The sequence below is a fragment of the Lysinibacillus pakistanensis genome (assembly GCF_030123245.1).
GTDB lineage: Bacteria > Bacillota > Bacilli > Bacillales_A > Planococcaceae > Lysinibacillus > Lysinibacillus pakistanensis.
Genome location: NZ_CP126101.1, coordinates 836021 through 851930, shown reverse-complemented (window position 1 = coordinate 851930; position 15910 = coordinate 836021). Strand labels below are relative to the sequence as shown.

Annotated in this window: 12 protein-coding genes; 1 reads left to right on the top strand and 11 read right to left on the bottom strand. The window is 38.3% G+C overall.

Features of this window, described 5'->3' with window-relative positions; genetic code table 11:
* Positions 1 to 42 precede the first annotated feature (42 nt).
* The 6 genes from ftsX to QNH24_RS03960 form a co-directional block, all read right to left on the bottom strand.
* Positions 43 to 927 carry a permease-like cell division protein FtsX gene (ftsX, locus tag QNH24_RS03985; RefSeq protein ID WP_283870856.1) on the bottom strand — a complete coding sequence of 295 codons (885 nt, stop codon included), beginning with the start codon at positions 925 to 927 and terminating at the stop codon, positions 43 to 45.
* A complete protein-coding gene (gene ftsE / locus QNH24_RS03980) occupies positions 917 to 1603 on the bottom strand; it encodes a cell division ATP-binding protein FtsE (RefSeq protein ID WP_283870855.1) in 687 nt (228 codons plus the stop codon). The genes ftsX and ftsE overlap by 11 nt, the downstream gene beginning before the upstream one ends.
* Positions 1604 to 1862: 259 nt before the next feature.
* A complete protein-coding gene (locus QNH24_RS03975; RefSeq protein WP_283870854.1) occupies positions 1863 to 3050 on the bottom strand; it encodes a DUF4097 family beta strand repeat-containing protein in 1188 nt (395 codons plus the stop codon).
* A 177-nt stretch (positions 3051 to 3227) separates the two neighbouring features.
* Entirely contained in the window at positions 3228 to 6092 is a 2865-nt protein-coding gene (gene uvrA / locus QNH24_RS03970) for an excinuclease ABC subunit UvrA (protein ID WP_283870853.1), read from the bottom strand.
* A gap of 7 nt (positions 6093 to 6099) precedes the next feature.
* Entirely contained in the window at positions 6100 to 8079 is a 1980-nt protein-coding gene (gene uvrB / locus QNH24_RS03965; RefSeq protein ID WP_283870852.1) for an excinuclease ABC subunit UvrB, read from the bottom strand.
* A gap of 303 nt (positions 8080 to 8382) precedes the next feature.
* Positions 8383 to 8625 carry an IDEAL domain-containing protein gene (locus QNH24_RS03960; RefSeq protein ID WP_054770144.1) on the bottom strand — a complete coding sequence of 81 codons (243 nt, stop codon included), beginning with the start codon at positions 8623 to 8625 and terminating at the stop codon, positions 8383 to 8385.
* Between the two features lie 225 nt (positions 8626 to 8850).
* Between QNH24_RS03960 and QNH24_RS03955 the strand changes: the two genes are divergently transcribed.
* Positions 8851 to 9360 carry a competence protein ComK gene (locus QNH24_RS03955; RefSeq protein ID WP_283870851.1) on the top strand — a complete coding sequence of 170 codons (510 nt, stop codon included), beginning with the start codon at positions 8851 to 8853 and terminating at the stop codon, positions 9358 to 9360.
* A 181-nt stretch (positions 9361 to 9541) separates the two neighbouring features.
* Here QNH24_RS03955 and prfB read toward each other — a convergent pair.
* From prfB to ltrA, 5 genes are all read right to left on the bottom strand, one after another.
* A protein-coding gene (gene prfB / locus QNH24_RS03950; protein WP_376781181.1) for a peptide chain release factor 2 occupies positions 9542 to 10646 on the bottom strand; the annotation gives its coding sequence in 2 pieces (ribosomal slippage) (positions 9542 to 10570 and positions 10572 to 10646; 1104 coding nt in all).
* A gap of 133 nt (positions 10647 to 10779) precedes the next feature.
* Positions 10780 to 11328 (bottom strand): competence protein ComK, encoded by a 549-nt coding sequence (locus tag QNH24_RS03945; RefSeq protein WP_283870850.1) that lies wholly within the window; start codon positions 11326 to 11328, stop codon positions 10780 to 10782.
* Positions 11329 to 11784: 456 nt separating this feature from the next.
* Positions 11785 to 14295, bottom strand: a complete 2511-nt coding sequence (gene secA / locus QNH24_RS03940) for a preprotein translocase subunit SecA (protein ID WP_283870849.1) — start codon at positions 14293 to 14295, stop codon at positions 11785 to 11787.
* A 196-nt stretch (positions 14296 to 14491) separates the two neighbouring features.
* Positions 14492 to 14848 carry a group II intron maturase-specific domain-containing protein gene (locus QNH24_RS03935; RefSeq protein ID WP_283872730.1) on the bottom strand — a complete coding sequence of 119 codons (357 nt, stop codon included), beginning with the start codon at positions 14846 to 14848 and terminating at the stop codon, positions 14492 to 14494.
* A 20-nt stretch (positions 14849 to 14868) separates the two neighbouring features.
* On the bottom strand, positions 14869 to 15777 hold the full coding sequence (gene ltrA / locus QNH24_RS03930) for a group II intron reverse transcriptase/maturase (protein WP_283868744.1): 909 nt from the start codon (positions 15775 to 15777) through the stop codon (positions 14869 to 14871).
* Positions 15778 to 15910 lie beyond the last annotated feature (133 nt).

The following is a 15910-nucleotide window of genomic DNA, read 5'->3' as shown; positions in this document are numbered from 1 at the left end:
TTGTAATGTAGATTGATGTTGTTAGTGCTATCAATCCTCTAGCTAAATTTTTAAAAACTTACGCACTGACATGAAACTTCCCCAAATACCGATTAGTACACCAATTAGTAGTAGCAGACCGCTTACTTGGTACACAAGAGGTGAAAAATCAAGTACTTGCACTAGCTCGCCTTTTAATCGAGGCGCTATAATTTTATATACATTGTGATAAAGGGTTGCGACAACCGCAATCGGAATAATAGAGCCTAATACCCCGAGCCACATTCCTTCCAATAAAAATGGGATACGAACGAATGAATTCGTTGCTCCAACAAGCTTCATAATTTCTATTTCATCTCGACGGGCTATAATCGTAATACGAATCGTATTTGAAATTAAGAAAATAGCTGTAAATAATAATCCTAAAATCAACACTAGTCCAACATTACGGCTAATATTTAAGAAGTTGAAAAGCTTTTCTACCTTACCCTCTCCATACATAACATCATATGTATACTCAAATTTATCAATTTTCTTTGCAACAGTAGCTGTTTGCTGAGGATTTGAAGCTTTTACGTAAATAACATTTCGTAATGGATTACTTTGTTCAAATAGTTTAAAATCGTCCCCAAAATCCTTTACTAATTTGGTTAGCTCTTCTTCCTTCGTGGAATAGGTCATTTCGGCAATATCCGGCAATTTTTTAATTTTTTCAATTAGCGCTTTTTCTGAAGCCTCATCTGCTGTTTCATCAATCAATACTTTAATTTCAACATCATTCTCTAAATCAGAAGCAACCTTATTTAAATTCATCATAATAAGCGCAAAAACGCCTACTAAAATTAATGTAACTGTTACGGCACTTACTGAAGCAATGGTCATCCAGCTATTACGGCCAAGGGATTTGAAACTTTCTCGGAAGTGACGTTTTACCGTATTAAATTTCATAGCCGTATTCACCTCCGTGCTCGTCACGGACAATCATGCCGCCCTCAATCGCTATCACACGACGTCGAACTGTATTCACGATTTCACGGTTATGAGTTGCCATTACAATCGTTGTGCCACGTGCATTAATTTCCTCAAATAAATTCATAATCTCCCATGATGTTTCAGGGTCAAGATTCCCAGTAGGCTCATCGGCAATCACAACCTTTGGAACATTGACGATTGAACGTGCAATCGAAACACGTTGCTGCTCGCCCCCTGATAGTTCATTTGGAAACATTCTCGCCTTATGTTTTAGCCCGACAAGCTCTAACACTTCCATCACTCGACGTCGAATTTCCACTGGCTCCTCTTCAATTACCTCTAAAGCAAACGCAACGTTCTCATAGACATTTAATCGAGGTAAAAGTTTGAAGTCCTGGAAAACTACACCAAGCTGTCGACGTAAAAAGGGTACCTTCTTATTTTTCAAATTTGCTAAATCTATCCCATTCACCGTGATTTCACCTGAAGTTGCTTTTTCTTCACGATACATTAATTTAATAAATGTTGATTTACCCGCACCACTTGGGCCAACAACATACACAAATTCTCCTTGCTTTATGTTAACGGAAATCCCATTTGTCGCAACAACGCCATTTGGGTATTTCTTTGTCACATTCTTCATTTCTATCATATTTAAACCACCTAAATCTCTTACCTATGTAAGAAGTATTCTCTTACTATTATAGCACTCTATTTCTGTTTTTTTATTACAGTTTCATTTCATTCCGTGCCAGTTCCTACTATTTCGTTCTTTCATTACCATTGTCATCCCATAATTATTATAAAACTCGACATCAAAGAAAACAGAAAATCGACTTTGATTACCAGAAAATGAGACAAAAAAAGCATTCAAGACTATGTTTGTGCATAGCTTGAATGCTTTTTTAAGCTTAAATATGCTGCTCGTCAGTTGTTGTATAGCGAACTAAAACCGCACCTGTTTTTGATTCGCCTTCAATAAACAGACGATTCGCATTTTCTACTTCTTTATCAAAACGTACTACTTTGGATAAGAATTGATCTTGTGATTCAATCTTTGATACATCTTGAATGCCTACATCTACTTTTCCAAAATTAGTGACAATTTTTCCGCTTAATGAAATGGTACGTGGTACATACAATTCAACTGCACCAGCAACTGTTTGTGCTTTAATTTTTGATGAGTTTGTAGAGCAAGTTGTCACAACGACATGTCCATTAACCGATTTTGCTTCTATTTCATCCAATGCCCCATCTAAATAGACACGACCGTTTAATGTTTCAGCCTCTAAATCTTTACCACGAACATTCGTCAATTCAATCGATCCATTCGAAGAGTCGACTTTAGCTTTTTCAAAATTAAACTTAGAGCCCTTGATAGCACCATTCAATGTTTTCACTTTTAAATGGTCGAAGCCTATATCTTGTAAAGATACACTACCGTTCATTAAACGGACTGATAATTTTTCCAACTGCTCCTTCGGTACAAGAACTTTAACATTTACTTGAACAAGCTTTAATTGACTTAAAATTCTTAAAGAACCTTCATCTTCTTTTACTACAAATTGTTCTAGGAAATGGTTACGTGTTTCTTCTTCACTATCATTAATAAGTGGTGCCTTCACCTTACAAATGACTTGGAAGCTATCTCCTTCAGTAGATTCTAAAGAAAAATTGCCATTCGGTAATTCAGCAATTACACTGTCCACATGTTCAGCTGACACTTCTTCTGTATGGGTAAATTCTACTTTATCACCAAACGGAGAAGATACATCAAATTCCTTTACTTTTTTCACGGCTGTATTCATCATATCCATAAAGATTGAGCCAATCTGTGTTAAATCTTTACGGAAATCCTGCATCTCATCCTGGAAATGTTTCATAAAATCAGTATCTTTTTTTTGCTGTTCTTTAGTTTGTTCATTGAAGAGTGTCTCTTTTTCTGTTGAGGATTGCTGCCCCTCTTTTGACACATCATTCATAACATTTTGAGTAGACTTGCTAGGTTGCTCCAATGCTTCTAATAATGTAATCGCCTCTTGCGCTGAAATTGTTCCTTTTTCCACAAGTTCTAAAATTCGTTGACGTTCATTTTGCATAAATAAAATAGCCTCCCTCAGTTCGTTATATTATTTATACGATTCATTTTGTGAAAAGTTTCACCATAGAAATGAAAAAATTGGGGCTAAAGCTTCTAAGAACTTTTTGGAGCATCCTTTGTAAAAAAAATCGCAACAATCACTTAGAAAGGAACGTTACGATTTTTGTATTTTACTTTATTGGGAAGCCTTTGCTAAAGCAGCTTCCATACGCATACGATCGCGCTCTAATATTGGTTTTAAGTATTTGCCAGTATAAGACCCGCTTACCTCTGCGACCTCTTCTGGTGTTCCAGTTGCCACAATTGTGCCACCCTTGTCACCACCCTCTGGTCCTAAATCGATAATGTAATCAGCTGTTTTAATTACATCTAAATTATGTTCGATCACTAATACCGAGTCACCATTTTCTACTAGGCGCTGTAAAACAACAAGCAAGCGTGCAATATCATCTGCATGTAAACCTGTTGTGGGTTCATCTAAAATGTAGAATGATTTCCCTGTAGAACGTCGATGTAATTCAGAGGCTAATTTCACACGCTGTGCCTCACCACCAGATAGGGTTGTAGCAGGCTGTCCTAATTTCATATAACCTAATCCAACATCGACAATCGTTTGTAGCTTACGTTGGATTTTTGGAATATTTTCAAAGAACACCACTGCATTTTCAATCGTCATATCTAAAATATCTGCAATGCTCTTATCTTTATACTTCACTTCTAATGTTTCACGATTGTAACGTTTACCATGACAAACTTCACAAGGTACGTAAACATCTGGCAGGAAATGCATTTCTATTTTTATAATTCCGTCACCGCGACATGCCTCACAGCGGCCACCTTTAACATTAAAGCTAAAACGCCCTTTTTTATAGCCACGTACCTTTGCCTCATTGGTTGTAGCAAAAACATCACGAATATCATCAAAGACACCTGTATAAGTAGCAGGGTTGGAACGAGGTGTACGACCAATTGGAGATTGGTCAATATCAATAACCTTTTCAAGCTCCTCCATCCCTGTCACTTCTTTATGCTCACCTGGCTTAACCTTTGATCGATTTAGCTTTTGGGCCAATGATTTATATAAAATTTCGTTTATCAGCGTCGATTTCCCAGAGCCAGAAACCCCTGTCACTGATACGAACAGGCCAAGAGGTACATCAACTTTTACATTGCGTAGATTATTTTCCTTGGCACCTTTAATGGATAGTTTACGACCATTTGGCTTACGTCGCTCAATTGGTAATGGAATGAACTTTTTACCGCTTAAGTATTGCCCGGTCAAAGATTTCTCATTATCCATGACCTCCTGGGGCGTACCCGCCGCCACAATTTGACCTCCATGAACTCCCGCACCAGGTCCAACATCAATAAGATAATCCGCTGCTAGCATTGTGTCTTCATCATGCTCAACAACTATCAGTGTATTACCAATATCACGCATATTTTGTAATGTACTGATAAGACGATCATTATCTCTTTGATGCAAGCCGATGGACGGTTCATCTAAAATATAGAGTACGCCTGTTAAACGAGAGCCGATTTGTGTTGCAAGACGAATGCGTTGCGCTTCTCCTCCTGAAAGTGTTCCTGCTGCTCGACTTAATGTTAAATAATCTAACCCTACGTTTACAAGGAAGCCGAGACGTTCTTCAATTTCACGTAAAACAAGGCGAGCAATTTTCATATCCTTTTCTGATAAATCCAGCTCTTTGAAAAATGTATCTGCCTCCTGAATGGAATACTGTGTCACTTCTCCAATATGCTGATCCGCAATTTTCACAGCTAATGTTTCTGGCTTTAAGCGATAGCCTTTACAAGAAGGACAAGCCTGCTGAGCCATATATTTCTCCATTTGCTCACGGACATAATCAGAGGTTGTCTCCTTAAAACGGCGTTCAACATTCCGTACAACGCCCTCGAATTCAATCATTTGCTCTCGGACATTACCAAACTCATTCTCATAATGAAAATGAATCTTATCTTTACCAGAACCATATAAAATTTTATCCATTTTTTCTTTTGGAATATCCTTTACAGGGACATCCATCGGAATATCATAGTGATCACATACTGCCTTTAGCAGTTGCGGATAATACTGTGAGCTTGTAGGTTCCCATGGTGCAATAGCATGTTCTAATAATGTACGACCCCAATCTGGTACTACTAAATCTAAATCGACCTCTTGTGTTGAACCTAGCCCATCACAGCTTGGACAGGCACCAAAAGGACTATTAAATGAAAACATGCGTGGCTCTAGCTCCCCAATAGAAAATCCACATAATGGGCAGGCATGATGCTCACTAAATAATAGCTCCTCATGCTCCATAACATCCACAAGAACCCGTCCATCTGCTAAACGTAACGCTGTTTCTAAGGAATCACTAAGACGTGCAGCAATACCTTCCTTCATCACAACACGATCAACTACGACTTCAATAGAGTGCTTCTTGTTTTTATCAAGTTCGATGGCATCATCTAAATCCCGTAGTTCGCCATCAATACGGACACGAACAAAGCCTTGCTTTTTTAAATCTTCCAATAGCTTTACATGCGTCCCTTTACGTCCAGATACCATTGGCGCAAGAAGCTGCATCTTTGTTCGTTCTGGATACGTTATTAAGCGATCGACCATTTGCTCAATCGTTTGGGAAGTAATTTCAATGCCATGATTTGGACAAATCGGCTTGCCAATACGAGCATAAAGTAAACGCAAATAATCATAAATTTCCGTTACCGTTCCAACTGTTGAACGGGGGTTACGGCTCGTTGTTTTTTGATCAATTGAAATAGCAGGAGATAATCCCTCTATCGCATCAACATCAGGTTTGTCCATTTGACCAAGAAATTGACGGGCATAGGCAGAAAGTGACTCTACATAACGGCGTTGTCCTTCAGCATAAATCGTATCAAATGCTAATGATGATTTCCCTGAGCCTGATAAACCTGTTAATACAACTAATTGATCTCGTGGAATTGTGACATTAATATTTTTTAAATTATGTGCTCGTGCGCCTTGCACGACGATTTCAGTATTTTTCACAAGTCATTCACCCTTCTGCCTTCAATTCAAATATTGTATCGCGAAGCTCTGCAGCACGCTCGAAATCCAGGGCTTTTGCTGCTTCCTTCATTTCTACTTCTAGTGAAGCTAATAATTGCTCCTTCTCCACCTTTGTCAGCTTTTTGCCTTTTGTTGCCTTTGTTACATAGGATTCCTCTTCTTCGGCAACTTGTGTCGCACGTATCACATCAGGTATTTTCTTTACAATCGTTTTCGGTGTAATACCATGTTCTTCGTTATACGCCATCTGTAATGTTCGACGACGCTTCGTTTCCTCAATCGCCTTTTTCATAGAGTCTGTTATATTGTCAGCGTACATAATAACATGACCATTGGCATTTCGTGCAGCACGTCCAATCGTTTGAATTAATGAGCGTTCTGAGCGTAAAAATCCTTCCTTGTCAGCATCTAAAATTGCTACTAGTGACACCTCCGGAATATCTAGCCCCTCTCTTAAAAGGTTAATACCAATTAACACATCATAAGTCCCTTTACGTAGCTCACGAATAATTTCAATACGCTCGAGCGTCTTAATTTCTGAATGCAGATATTCCACCTTTAAACCCATTTCCTTCAAATAGGCTGTTAAATCCTCTGACATTTTTTTCGTTAAGGTTGTTACAAGTACTCGTTCATCACGCGTAATGCGGTCTTGAATTTCATCAATCAAATCGTCAATTTGTCCTTCAATTGGTCGCACATCAATTAGCGGATCTAGCAGCCCAGTTGGACGTATAATTTGTTCCACCATTTCTGGAGAATGTTCAAGCTCATAGGGACCAGGTGTTGCCGATACATAAATAGCTTGATGAACTCGTTTTTCATATTCCTCAAAACGTAATGGGCGATTATCAAGCGCTGACGGCAAACGGAAGCCATGCTCGACTAACACACCTTTACGTGCCTGGTCACCATTGTACATTCCCCGAACTTGTGGCAGTGTAACGTGACTTTCGTCAACAACCAGTAAAAAATCATCTGGAAAATAATCGAGCAGGGTATAAGGAGTCGCTCCTGCCTCACGTAATGTTAGGTGACGTGAATAATTTTCGATTCCTGAGCAAAAGCCCATTTCACGCATCATTTCTAAATCATAGCGAGTGCGTTGCTCTAAACGCTGAGCCTCTAATAATTTATCCTCGGCACGTAAAAGCGCTAGTCGTTCTTCTAACTCTTTTTCAATATTTTCAATGGCTTTCCGCATTTTTTCTTCTCGTGTAACGAAGTGGGATGCTGGGAAAATAGCGACATGATCTCGATCTGATAAAATCTCCCCTGTTAACGCATCCACTTCACGAATACGATCGATTTCATCACCGAAAAACTCCACGCGAATACAATGCTCATCTCGGGATGCTGGGAATATTTCCACCACATCTCCACGTACTCGGAACGTTCCGCGAGTAAAGCTAACATCATTGCGTTCATATTGAACATCTACTAGCTTGCGTAGTAACTGATTGCGTTCAATTTCCATGCCTGTCCGAATCGAAACTACCATTTCACGATATTCCTCTGGAGAACCTAAACCATAAATACAGGATACAGAAGCAATAATAATAACATCATCACGCTCAAATAATGCAGATGTGGCAGAGTGACGTAATTTATCGATTTCATCATTGATACTTGAATCTTTTTCAATATAAGTATCAGTTTGTGGAACATAGGCCTCTGGCTGATAATAATCATAATAGCTGACAAAGTATTCTACAGCATTATTCGGGAAGAATTCTTTAAATTCACTATACAATTGACCTGCCAGTGTTTTATTGTGTGCCATAATCAGTGTCGGTTTTTTAATCTGCTGAATAACGTTAGAGATAGTAAACGTTTTTCCTGTTCCTGTTGCACCAAGTAATGTTTGATGACGTTTCCCCGCACGTACACCCTCCACTAATTCCGCGATTGCCTGTGGTTGATCCCCATTAGGCTGATATGGCGCTTGTAAATCAAATACTTGCACACACGCCCCCGTCCTTTCCTTCCAATTTGTACATTTATTTTAGCATAGCAGCACTAAAATTTCGAACATTTAACGAACGAATGTTTGTAAATTCTTTTCTCTTTCGATAAAATAACGATATTGTTATGAATCCTTCAAGTAAATTATGGAATACCTTTCTACTCTTATAATAGCCGCTTCATCAAGTTTTCAAGCCCTTTCAGCTAAACAGATTCCCCTCATACAATAACGAGTTAATTCTTTTACTAACCTATACGCAAAAAAATCCCGCCCTCCAATTTTCAGGAGGGCGGGCTCGTCATATTATTCACTTGCTGCTTGGCGTAATACTGTTAGTTCATGTGCGTATAGATGAAATGCCTTTTCATCTTTTTCATCGAGTGCTCTATCTATCAGAACCATGAGCTGCTCTTCACGATGCATACGCTGGATATGATTTAAAAATAAATCCAAATAAATCTCGTTCAATAATTTCTCTGCCTCATCAACTTTCTTTGACTGACCCACGGCTTTTAGAAAATCTGTATACGAATAATATTTATCCAACGATCTCACCTCGATCCTTTTCTAAATTATATGAAAATTGAATTTAAAATGCAATGCATAAGAACTGAAAATAACTTGGATTAGTCATTAATCTCTGTTCATTTGAAGCAAATTCTCTACATGTTTTCTTCATTTATCAATAGGTTTTACATTTTATCTATATTATCAATATTTGAGTTTATCCTCTACACTACAGCTATTAAGAGAAAAGGAGGAACACCATTTATGCAAACAAATTATGTCAATGGATATTTAATCTCTTTCAACACCTATTTACTGGAACCTATCCAGCATGGGGCAAAAATCTTCACAAGGGTTATTGATAAACATAATGAGCTTATCGTTACTCGTAAACCTATGCACATTCTACGAAAATCCTGTATCTCGCTTGGGACAACCTATGAGGCTGCAAAATATTCCGCTAAACGCTTTTTTGGCAATCAACATAAACTACCAATCGTAGTAGCCTTTGATTATGGTTTCCCATGTATCTTTTTACCAACTTATTCTCCGAACTCCATCCATAATATTTGGATTGGACTTCACGCCATTTCGAATATTATACCGAGTAAATTAGGCTGTATTATCACACTTAAAAACGATAAACAAATAGAATTACCTATTCAATATGCTTCTATCAGTAAACAATTTGTCAATGCATCCATGCTCTATAAGCATTACATGAATGAACGAAAGAGCATTAGTCATGATGCCCCATATCATCCGCCTTTCTGATTTAATTACAGCAGGTCTTTGGACACCGCTTGAAAAGAAACCAAAACTGCATTCACATAGAGGTAGGAGTCTTCTGTATCCTCCGCTACCGCTATGCTTTCAATACAAAAATATTTGATGAATGAAGATAAAAAAATTCCCTTCAGGTGCACAAAGTTTCTGTGCCCTTGAAGGGAATTGATTAGCCAATTTTCGAACGTAAGTATGCATTAATGAATGGATCTAAGTCGCCATCCATCACTGCTCCTACATTGCCTGTTTCTTCATTTGTACGATGATCCTTCACCATTGAATATGGATGGAATACATATGAACGAATTTGTGAGCCCCAGCCGATTTCTTTCTGCTCACCACGAATTTCATTTAGCTGTGCCTGTTGTTTATCTAGCTCTAATTGATATAATTTTCCTTTTAACATTGTCATCGCTTTTTCACGGTTTTTAATTTGTGAGCGCTCAGCCTGACATTGTACAATTGTACCAGTCGGGATGTGAGTAATACGGACAGCTGAGTCTGTTGTATTAATATGCTGACCACCTGCACCTGTTGCACGATACGTATCAATCTTTAAATCCTCTGTACGAATATCGATTTCAATATTGTCATCGAATTCAGGCATAACATCACAAGACACAAAAGATGTATGGCGACGACCTGAAGAATCGAATGGAGAGATTCGCACCAGACGATGGACTCCTTTTTCAGCCTGTAAATATCCATATGCATTATGCCCTTTAATGGACAATGTTACTGATTTAATACCTGCCTCATCACCTGGTAAATAATCCACTGTTTCAACTTTAAAGCCACGTTTTTCTGCCCAACGTGTGTACATGCGAAGAAGCATAGATCCCCAGTCCTGAGACTCTGTTCCTCCTGCCCCTGGATGAAGCTCCAAAATCGCATTATTTTGATCATAAGGGCCACTCAACAACAGCTGTAGCTCAAAATCACCTATTTTTTGCTGGAATTCTACTAGCTCTTTGCCTAGCTCTTCTTGCAAATCTTCATCTGGCTCTTCACGTAAAAGCTCTAGCGTCATATCTAAATTTTCATGTGTTTCTACTAAATCTTTATATTCATTGACAATTGCTTTTAAGCCATTTCCTTCATTAATGACAACTTGCGCAGCTTGTTGGTCATCCCAAAATCCTGGCTCAAGCATCATTTCATCTAATTCCTGAATACGTGCCTCTTTGTTTTCTAAGTCAAAGAGACCCCCTGAAATCCGCCAGTTTTTTGGCTGAAATGTCTAACGCGTTACGTACATCTGCTAATTCAATCATTGTTAAATCCTCCGAACATAATTAATGAGGCTATTTAAAATGTAATCAAAAGTGCCATTGCTCTAGCCCCGTATCTTATTATTATAACGTTTTTACGTCGGAAAACATACTTTTTTAGAATACGCTATGATGCCTATTCAAATTGAACTTCATTCTCACACAAAGGACTGAAGGTTGTCATGCGTTGAAAGGCTTTTACTGGATCATATGGAACATGTAAGTGCTTAGTACGATTCTCCAGTTTATATTTTAATAAAAAGGCTCTTTGAATTCGGTATTCAAATACATTCACACTAATGTCTACATCAAAAACATTACCATCCATAAAAAATACTTTTGTGTTCTTTTTATCTAATGCTTGATAATCCTCAATATGATGAACAGCAAACCACATACATTCTGGTCGCCGATATGACCTACTTGGAAACCAGACATTATTACTTTGCTCATGAACAATGATTGGATTCTTATTGAGCTTGCCAAGAATCATTTTGGAGCCATCAAAAGCTCCTCTTAAACTAGAGCCAAAATAACGTAAATTAAAGTCCATCAATTTTGTTGGTGGTAATTTCGATATAAATTGATTATCCCTTTCTATTACACGTGTACACAAGTTTCCAAAGGCATCATACACAGGCATATACAGCATCGTTTCACTTCTCATAATGTTCTCTTTATGCATCGATATTCCCCCTTATGAAATTTATGTTTATATTCAGCAGTAAAAAGGAATATACTAAATATATATTGGTATACCCCAATGTACATCCTCGAGGAGGTCCTCCAGACTGTTTACTCGAGGATTTTTGTATCCACACAACACCACCCCCTTTACTTCAAAGAAAGCTTGTTCAAACAAATCGTGACGAGGGAAACTTCCTCTGTTAATACCACTAGAACTTAATACACTCATTTAATAATCCAAACAGTTAATTTTACTTATAAAAAATAGAATAAGGAGATAAAAAGTGTTTTTTTGTTGAACTAAATCCCTATTGATTTACAGCTATTGTATACCCATATATTTCAATTGTCTATGAATTCTGACTTTTTTCTACTTATTTTCCTTCATTATCTATTTTTAAATATAGAAAAAGATCATTTTAACACGTGGCTAAAATGATCTTTTTTTAAGTGATTATTGAGCTGCACCATGGCAGTTTTTAAATTTCTTACCGCTTCCGCATGGACATAAATCATTACGTCCAATATTTTCTGCCTTACGAACTGGTTGCTTTTTAGGAGCTGAACCGCCTTCCTCTTTCGGATTAACAGCTTGACCTTTAGCAACTTCTTCACGCTCTAAATTATTGTGGATTTCTGCCTTCATCGCATATTTTGCTACATCTTCTCGGATCGAAGCTACCATATCCTCAAACATAGCAAAGCCCTCTTGCTGATACTCACGAAGCGGATCATTTTGACCATATGCACGAAGATGGATACCTTGACGTAACTGATCCATTGCATCAATATGATCAATCCATTTCGTATCAATTGAACGTAATAAAATAACCTTTTCAAATTCACGCATACGCTCTGGTGTAAGATCTGTCTCTTTTTCATCATAACGTACATGTACTGCATCTGAAATCATTTGATTAATATCCTCTGCAGTTTTACCTTGGAAATCTTCTGCCTTTAGAACACCTTCATCGAGTAAGTTTGCAGCAACAAAATCCTCAATGGCTTTTAAGTTCCAATCCTTTTGCTCACCTTGGGTAAACATACCAACTACATTGTCAATTGTCTCTTGAATCATAGACTCAACAAGCTCACGCATATTTTCTGTTTCGAGTACATCATAACGCTCTTTATAAATAATCTCACGCTGTTGACGTAAAACATCATCATACTGTAATAAACGTTTACGGGCATCAAAGTTATTGCCTTCTACACGTTTTTGAGCAGATTCGACTGCCTTCGACACAACCTTGGATTGCAACGGCTGTGAATCATCCATCCCAAGTCGCATCATCATGGATTTCATATTATCAGAGCCGAAACGACGCATCAGTTCATCTTCTAATGACAGATAAAATTGTGTAACCCCTGGATTCCCCTGACGCCCAGAACGACCACGAAGCTGATTATCAATACGACGAGATTCATGACGCTCTGTACCAATAACGGCTAAACCGCCAAGCTCCAACACGCCTTCTCCTGGTTTAATATCCGTACCACGACCAGCCATATTCGTGGCAATTGTCACTGCACCCTTCGTACCAGCATTCGCAATGATTTCTGCTTCACGTTCATGGTTTTTCGCATTTAAAACATTATGAGGAATTTTATGTTTATCCAACAATTTCGAAATAATTTCAGATGTTTCAATCGCAACTGTACCAACTAAAACAGGTTGTCCAGCTTGATGACGTTCTGCAATATCTGCAGCCACCGCTTTATATTTCCCTTCCATGGAAGCAAAAATTAAGTCTGGACGGTCATCACGAGCAATCGGTTTATTCGTTGGAATAGCTATAACATTCATATTGTAAATATTACGGAATTCCTCTTCCTCTGTTTTCGCTGTACCTGTCATCCCTGAAAGCTTTTGGTACATACGGAAGTAGTTTTGGAAGGTGATTGTTGCCATTGTCATCGACTCATTTTGTATCTCTACGCCTTCCTTCGCCTCAATCGCCTGGTGTAGTCCATCAGAATAGCGACGTCCTTTCATTAAACGACCTGTAAAGCCATCAACAATAATAATTTCGCCATCCTGGACAACATAATCCACATCATTATGCATACTTACATGTGCCTTTAACGATTGATTAATGGCATGGTTTAAACGAACATGTGTTAAATCAAATAAATTGTCAATGCCAAATGCCTTCTCTGCTTTTTCAACACCAGCATCTGTTAACGTTACACCTTTTGTCGATTCCTCATATGTGTAATCCGTTTCTGCATTTAACATACGAACAAATGCATTCGACTGTTTATAAAGCTGTGCTGATTTCCCAGCCTGCCCCGAAATAATTAATGGTGTACGCGCTTCATCGATTAAAATCGAGTCTACCTCATCGATAACCGCATAATGAAGGGGACGTTGTACACGTTCCTCTTTATAAAGCACCATATTATCACGTAAATAATCAAAGCCCAGCTCATTGTTAGTGCTATATGTTATATCCGCTTCATAGGCCGCACGTTTCTCTTCTTTTGATAGGCTGTTTAAGTTTAAACCAACCGTTAATCCTAAGAAGTTATAGAGCTCCCCCATTTCGGCAGCATCACGGCTTGCTAAATATTCATTGACAGTGACAACGTGTACACCTTTACTGGTAAGGGCATTCAAATAAACAGCCATTGTAGCTGTTAATGTTTTCCCTTCACCAGTTTTCATTTCCGCAATATTCCCTTCATCAAGTGCAGCAGCACCCATAATTTGAACGCGGAATGGGTACATCTCTAATACACGCTTCGACGCTTCGCGACAAACCGCAAAAGCCTCCGCACGAATCGACTCTAACTTCTCTCCATCGGCAAAGCGTTTTTTAAATTCTTCCGTTTTTGCTTGTAATTGATCATCTGAAAGCTGCTCCATTTGAGAAGCAAAGCTCTCTACCTGGTCAGCGATTTTTTCTAATTTTTTTAACTCACGTTTATTGAAATCAAATAATTTATTTAATAGGTTTGCCATGAATTTTTTCACTTCCTATATAGTCTCAAATTTCATTTTACCATTGTGTAACAGTTTCATGCAAACAGTCTCCCTAGTTAGTAAAGTTGTTATCCATATTCGAATAGGGATTGTAGACTAATCGAGTAGGAGACTAGCCATTAATTGACTAGTCGACCTCTCACACCACCGTACGTACGGTTCCGTATACGGCGGTTCAATCCCTTAAGTATCTGAGCTCATAAAGCTGGGTTATATCTTTCAATCCCCACTTTGTGAGCTTTTCATTTGTTATCGCTCGATGGATAATCTCGTTTCTCGATAGTCGCCAATACCCTTTTCTCGAATAGGCTATTTTCATCGCATCATCATGGTCAATTCCATATTGACGTAGTTTCGCATATTTCGTTTTTGGTTTCTTCCATCTCTTCAAGATGAGTTGACGCAATCGATGGTTTAACCAACCTTGTGTTTCTTTTATGAAGGCTTTCATATTGGCAATTCCATAGTAATTAATCCATCCAACCGTTGTTTGATTGATTCTTTTCGCAATCTCTTCAAACGTTCCTGCTATTTTTCGATTCGTTAATTTTCTTAATTTATCTTTGAATCGTTGTTTAGCAGATTTACTCGGTCGGCATCCAACTTTCCCTTTAAGTTTTGTATGTTAAAACCTAGGAATGTAGCGCTTGTTGCACCGCATACTTTACTTTTCTTTTCATTAATCGTTAGACCTAAATTTTCTTCGATATATTTCTTCACACTTGCCATGACACGTTCTCCCGCTCTAGGCGTTTTCACGTATATCACAAAGTCATCCGCGTATCGGATAAAACGATGTCCTCGTTTTTCCAGTTCTCTATCTAGTTTATTTAAGTAAACATTTGCTAGAATAGGAGACAGCGGACCACCTTGCGGAGCTCCCTCCGTTGTTTCAACGTAAGTATCTTTATCAAGAATACCTGAACGTAAGAATTTCCAAATGAGTTTGAGGACAATCTTATCTGTAATGAATTCTTCTAGATACGCTCTTAGTCGTTGGTGATGGATTGTATCAAAATAGCTTTTTAAATCACAGTCCACCACCGTTCGATATCCTTCTTGATAGTATTGTTCGGCGAGTTCGATTGCTTGATGTGCGTTTCTTCCTTTCCGGAAGCCGAAACTTTTCTTTGAAAAATGCGGATCAATGATTGGATCAATTACTTGTAGAATCGCTTGTTGGACTACCCGGTCGAGTACGCAAGGAATCCCTAAATATCTCTTCGTGCCATCCGATTTTGGAATAGCCACCCTTTTCACTGGTTGCGGTTGGTAAGTGCCATCTCTTAGCTTGATTTTGAGTGGCTCAAAATGTTTCCGCAGGTGAGATTTTAGTTCGTGAACTGTTATTCCATCTACGCCCGGAGCCCCTCCATTTTCTTTTACCTTTTTATAAGCTCTCCATAAATTGCCGTTGGTAACGATTCTATCGATTAAATGGATACCATCTTGTTTCTTCATTTCCATGTCTACATCCCTACACACTCTTATATACTCTTTCACTTCCAGCTTAACCCTCTATAAGTAGCCATCTTTTGGTCTTTACCTCGATGTTTTCTGTGTTTTGTCGGGATGTCTTCACCTCCTTGTTCAT